This window comes from Collinsella aerofaciens (assembly GCF_015557435.1).
Lineage (GTDB): Bacteria > Actinomycetota > Coriobacteriia > Coriobacteriales > Coriobacteriaceae > Collinsella > Collinsella aerofaciens_Z.
Genome location: NZ_JADNOH010000011.1, coordinates 1 through 5,253 on the forward strand (window position 1 = coordinate 1; position 5,253 = coordinate 5,253).

Annotated in this window: 3 protein-coding genes; all 3 read right to left on the reverse strand. The window is 58.9% G+C overall.

Annotated elements, in window-relative coordinates; all coding sequences use genetic code 11:
- Positions 1 to 71 precede the first annotated feature (71 nt).
- Positions 72 to 1,403, reverse strand: coding sequence for a phosphoglucosamine mutase (glmM, locus tag I2G43_RS01010; protein WP_195534759.1), 1,332 nt, complete (start codon positions 1,401 to 1,403; stop codon positions 72 to 74).
- Between the two features lie 3 nt (positions 1,404 to 1,406).
- The gene (locus I2G43_RS01015; RefSeq protein WP_195534760.1) at positions 1,407 to 3,737 is read right to left on the reverse strand and encodes a DUF4012 domain-containing protein; all 2,331 of its coding nucleotides are present in this window, start codon (positions 3,735 to 3,737) and stop codon (positions 1,407 to 1,409) included.
- A gap of 149 nt (positions 3,738 to 3,886) precedes the next feature.
- Positions 3,887 to 4,909, reverse strand: coding sequence for a DMT family transporter (locus tag I2G43_RS01020; RefSeq protein WP_195534761.1), 1,023 nt, complete (start codon positions 4,907 to 4,909; stop codon positions 3,887 to 3,889).
- Positions 4,910 to 5,253: the final 344 nt, after the last annotated feature.

The window sequence follows — 5,253 nt, forward strand, 5'->3', positions numbered from 1 at the left end:
TTGAACGTCAGATTGCCGCTTAGGGGCGTTTGCAGCGTCGAGCAGTTACGCGGTTTGGTAAAACCGCGTAACTACAGAGCCTCGAGTGCGTTGGCGATGCGCTTCATGGCGGCATCGGCGGATGCTTGGTCGGGCGCTTCGGCCAGCACGCGGATAACCGACTCGGTTCCGCTCTTGCGCACGAGCACGCGGCCCTCGCCTGCCAGCGCAGCCTCGGCCTCGGCGATGGCGTTCTGCACGCCCATGTTCTCGAGCGCGGCGTCCTTATCCGCCACGCGCACGGCAACCTGCGCCTGCGGCAGCAGCTTGCACGGAGCCGTGAGCTGCGAGAGCGTCTCGCGCTCGGCACGAATCACTTCCATCACGCGCAGCGAGGTCATAATGCCGTCGCCCGTGCGCTCGATATCGCCAAAGATCGTATGGCCCGTCTGCTCGCCGCCCAGGCTGTAGCCGCCCTCGCGCATCTTGGCATACACGTGACGGTCACCCACGCCGCTGGTCACGACACTCAGACCGGCAAGCTCCAGCGACTTGACCAGGCCAAAGTTGCTGGCGATCGTCGGCACCACGGTACCGCCCGAAAGGCGACCGTGCTTGTTCAGGTACACACCGCACACGTACAGGATCTGGTCGCCGTCGACCACGCGGCCGCGCTCGTCCACGGCCAGGCAGCGGTCGGCATCGCCGTCATAGGCAAAGCCCACGTCCAGGCCCTGCTCCACCACGTGGCGCTGCAGGCGCTCCATATGCGTAGAGCCGCAGTCGACGTTGATGTTAAAACCATCAGGCGCGGCATTGATCACGCGCACGTCGGCACCGAGCGCGTCAAACACCGGCTTGGCCACCGAGGATGCCGAGCCGTTGGCGCAGTCGAGACCGATCTTGACGCCCTGCAGTGAAAAGTTCGCGCTCGCGATGAGCGAGGCAATATAGCGGTTGCGGCCCTGCATGTAATCGACCGTAGCGCCGATGTGGTTGCCTGTGGCCAGCGGCACCTCACTCTTGCCATCGATGTAGTCCTCGATGAGCTCCAGCACGTCCTCGTCCATCTTAAAGCCGTCGCTGTTGACGAGCTTAATGCCGTTATCGCAAAACGGGTTGTGGCTCGCACTGATCATGATGCCGCAATCGAAGCAGCCCTCCACGGTCTGATGCGCCACGCCCGGCGTTGGGATCACGTGCAGCATATATGCGTCCGCACCGCTCGCGACCAGGCCACTCACCAGCGCCGCCTCGAACATATAGCTCGAGCGACGCGTGTCCTTGCCCACGACCACACGTGCCTTGCGCTCGCGGTTGGCACCGTAATACCAACCCACAAAACGGCCAATCTTGTATGCATGCTCTACGGTCAGCCCAACGTTGGCCTCGCCGCGAAAGCCGTCGGTGCCAAAGTACTTCATATCTTACTTATCCTGTTCGAACGTTTGAGCGGTTGGCGTGGTACGAACCTTAAGCTCTTTGTGCCCAGAGTCCTTCGAAGTCGTGACCGTGTACTCGACCTTTATGTCTTGTCCAAGAAGCATGTGGACACCGCCCCATGCAACCTTCAAGCCATCGTGCGTCGCTTCGTTCATCTCGATAGAACCGGAGCCCGAAGTCTTAATGTCCGAAATGCTGCCTCCCGCAGGAGCATAGAGATAAAGCCTCAGCACCTCATCGTCAATATCCTGGCTAATGCCGTTATGGCCCTGGAAATAACCAGGCATCTCGGCCTTCTCCTGGGGGGTCATCGTATTCTTGAGCGAGGTGGTCACTCGATACGTCGTCGAGCCGTCGGCATTTTCAACCGAAGAATCGATGGTGACTCGCTTATCGAGGAACCAATCCATCTTTGAATAGCTGTAGTTGTTCACATAAACGCCCAAGATCGGAGCCTCCGACGTATCGGTTTGGAGGGCGCCCGATATTCCAAGAGCCTTCGCGGCCTTTTCCTCGTCATCGTTTCTCGAATACATGAGGACGCGACCCTCGGAAGCGCCCTTTTCGATGGCGGCAGCAATCTTAGTAATATCGCTGGAGCCCAGTTCGTCCACGATCTTGTTAAAAGCTGACCCGGCAACCGCCGCAAAAATGGCGTCCTGTTCCTCTACCGGGTAATTCCAATAAATATCGTGCAGCAGCACCTTTGCAGCGTTGCTTCCATCAACGACGGTGCCGTCAGGAAGCTGTGTGCCACCTACAACGCCGAGCATATACTGCAAAAATACCGGATCGACTGCAAATACACCGTCGATGTCATCTCCGACAATGGCCTTCTGCATATCGCTGGCAAGCTGAGCCGCGCGCGGATAATCGGGCGTCATCGTAACGTCGCCCATCGTGTATCCGAGCGTGTTGAATCCGGTCAGGCCCCATCCGGTCGTGAACAAGTTTGCCTCTTCATCGGTGATGGGAAGCGGGCTCAAAGGCTCTTTCATCATGTCGACTTTGACAAAATCGCCCAGTTCGAGCTTACCGTCAGTCACCGACATCACGCCGCGAGAACCGGGGAAACCGCCGCAGGCGCGAATCTCGACATTGCTCATCGCGAGCACAAGATAATGACGCGTCTGGCCGTTGGCGCCGAGCATCTGGGGAAGGACGGGGGCGACCTTCTCCGCCGCGTCAACCGCGCCGTTGAGGGTGGCAAAGCCGTCCTTGGCCTTATCGACCAGCTCGGTCACCTGGGAAATATGAGTATCGCCAATGCCCTGGATCTTCTCGTTGGCGCTCTTGAACACCTTGGAGCTATCGGAAAGCGAATCGGCAACGGCCTGCAGCGCGGACACGTTAATCATGCCGTCCTGAAACAGCTTGCCGGGCGTGGCCTGCGAAAGGTTATCGGCCATGGGAACCAGCGCATTGCTCGAGACATCGGACAGGGCGTCGATCATGGTGCGGGCCGCATTGATGTCGCTGCCATACACCGGGATAAACGAAGCCGCCGTCCACAGCGGGCTCGAGGTCTCCGCCTTCATGCTGTCGCAAAGCTCATCAATCTTCTTCGCGTCGTCAGGCAGCGTCGAAAAATCGCCCGACGTGACCTTGTCCTTAAGGCCACCGACGATCTCGACGGCCTCCTTCGCTTCACTCTTTACGGTCTTTGCCGAGTTAAGCAGCATAAAGCCGCTTGCGCCAAGCACAACGAGAAGCACCGCGACTACAGCGGCAATAATGGCGCCAGTGTGACGTTTTTTGCGCTCGCCCTTGCGATGGCGATGACGGACCAGGCCGTCAGAGGTCGAACTCGACGAAGTGTCGCTACCGTAGTTCAAGCCAAAATCGTAATAATCTTCCTTGGAACCCGAGCCCGCAAACTCGGCACCGCTATCATCCAGGCGGGCGAACGTGCCAGTCTCGGAGGCGCCGGTGTAAATCGTGCCAAGGTTACCCGTAAGCCCCGCGCCACCGGCAGAGGGAGTATTGTTGGCGGCCTTGCCGGCATTAACGTTGCCGGCGGCATTCGCGACGTTGGTAGCACCTGCGTTGTTCGCGGGTACCGAAGGAGCCCCACTCGGCTGCGACGTGGAGGTTGCACCGCCCGCAAAGACATCCCTTCTTGCACGGCCGGTCTTTTTTGCCTTTTGAGACTGCTCGTACAGAGCGGTAAACATCGCCGTCTCGCCCGGGGACACACGCTTACCGGAACCGCCCTGTCCAGCGCCGCCCGGCGTACCGGCCTTACCAGCCCCGTTCGGACGCGGCGGAACTGCAGGACGGCCGCTATCGCTGCCCTTAAAGTGATTACCAGCCATAAAGAAATCCTCGCAATTGAGTCGCAATGAAAAAGTCCATAACGTTACTAGTTTATGGCATTTTGAGCATCGACAGCTAAACTCCAGACACGGACATCAATTGGCGAAAATGTGGCACAACACCTTTTCCGTCTTGGCGGCGGCGCCAGCTACACCGTGAGGAACATCATCACGATGATCATGGCAAAGCCGATAAGGTCGGTCGGCAAAAACACCGTGCCCAGCATAACGGCGCTCGTGATGGTCGCCGAAACCGGCTCCACAGTTCCGATGAGGCTCGCACGCACCGAGCCGATGTCCTTAACGCCCTGCATATAGAGCATGTAAGCAAAAAACGAGCCGATAACCACGAACACCGCGAGCGCCTCGACGCCGGCAGCGTCGAGTGCCGGCATATGCGCCCAGGGCTGCACGAAGACACATGAGATCACGCCCGCCGTGAGCATTGCCGAGCCCGTGACGATGGGGCTACCGTATTCGGGCAGGATCTTGGCGGGAATCACCGCCATACACGCGGCGCTGACCGCACACATAAGACCTGCTGCCAGGCCAAGCGGCGAGATATTCAGGCTGGTAGGGTCGCCGCCGGTGGCAATTAAAAAGGTTCCACCCAGAGCCAGGCCAATGCCGATGACTTCGCGAGTACGCGGCATGCGGCGATCGGTCACGCAGGCGTAGCCCATGATGATAACGAGCTGCAGGCACTGGAGCACCGTCGCGGTTCCGGCGTTCGTCAGGCGCACGGCCGAAAGATAGCAAAACTGGTTGAACAGCAGGCCAAAGGCGGTAAAGAGCAGCAGCTGCTTGCGATCGGCGGGTGTGGTCCAGAGCTTAATCAGGCGCTCGCGGTCGCGCATGACAACCACGGCCATAAAGAGTAGACCGGCGAGAATCTGACGCACGCTCATAAGCCACAAGGTGTCGACGTGGTAGGTATCGAACAGAAAGCTCGCGCTGGTGCCCGAGAAGCCCCAAAACGAACCGCCCACCAGCGTGGCCAAGACGCCCGTGATCATCTTGCGCGTCGAAGCGCTGTTCAAGCGGTCGCGCCATGCGCGACGGGTGTTGCGGCTGAGCTCGTCGGTGCCCTCGGGCACATCAATGTTCGATATATCGGTCATCGGCACCGAAGCCTCTGCACCTTCGACCTGCTCGACACACTCTTTGCTCATTCCACTCCCCCGAAACAGCCTGGAAACAATTCGGCTTACCTTACCACGGCGAAGGCACCAGCCGAAGGCTTGTCCGCTTATCGGTAGGACAATTCCGCAGACGTCTTTCCATAGCTCGATACCGCAATGGCCTTGCATTATGCGACAGTCAAATCGCGGCAGCAGGCTCTTTTGAAATGGATATGACAAAGCCCCCGAATTCCACAATGTAAGCGATTTTTAAAAATGTTCTTGCCACCGAGTTCAGGCTCCGTTATATTATCCCTTGCGCGCTTGCGCACCCTTGATCGGGCGTTTAGCTCAGGGGGAGAGCGCTTCCCTGACACGGAAGAGGTCAGAAGTTC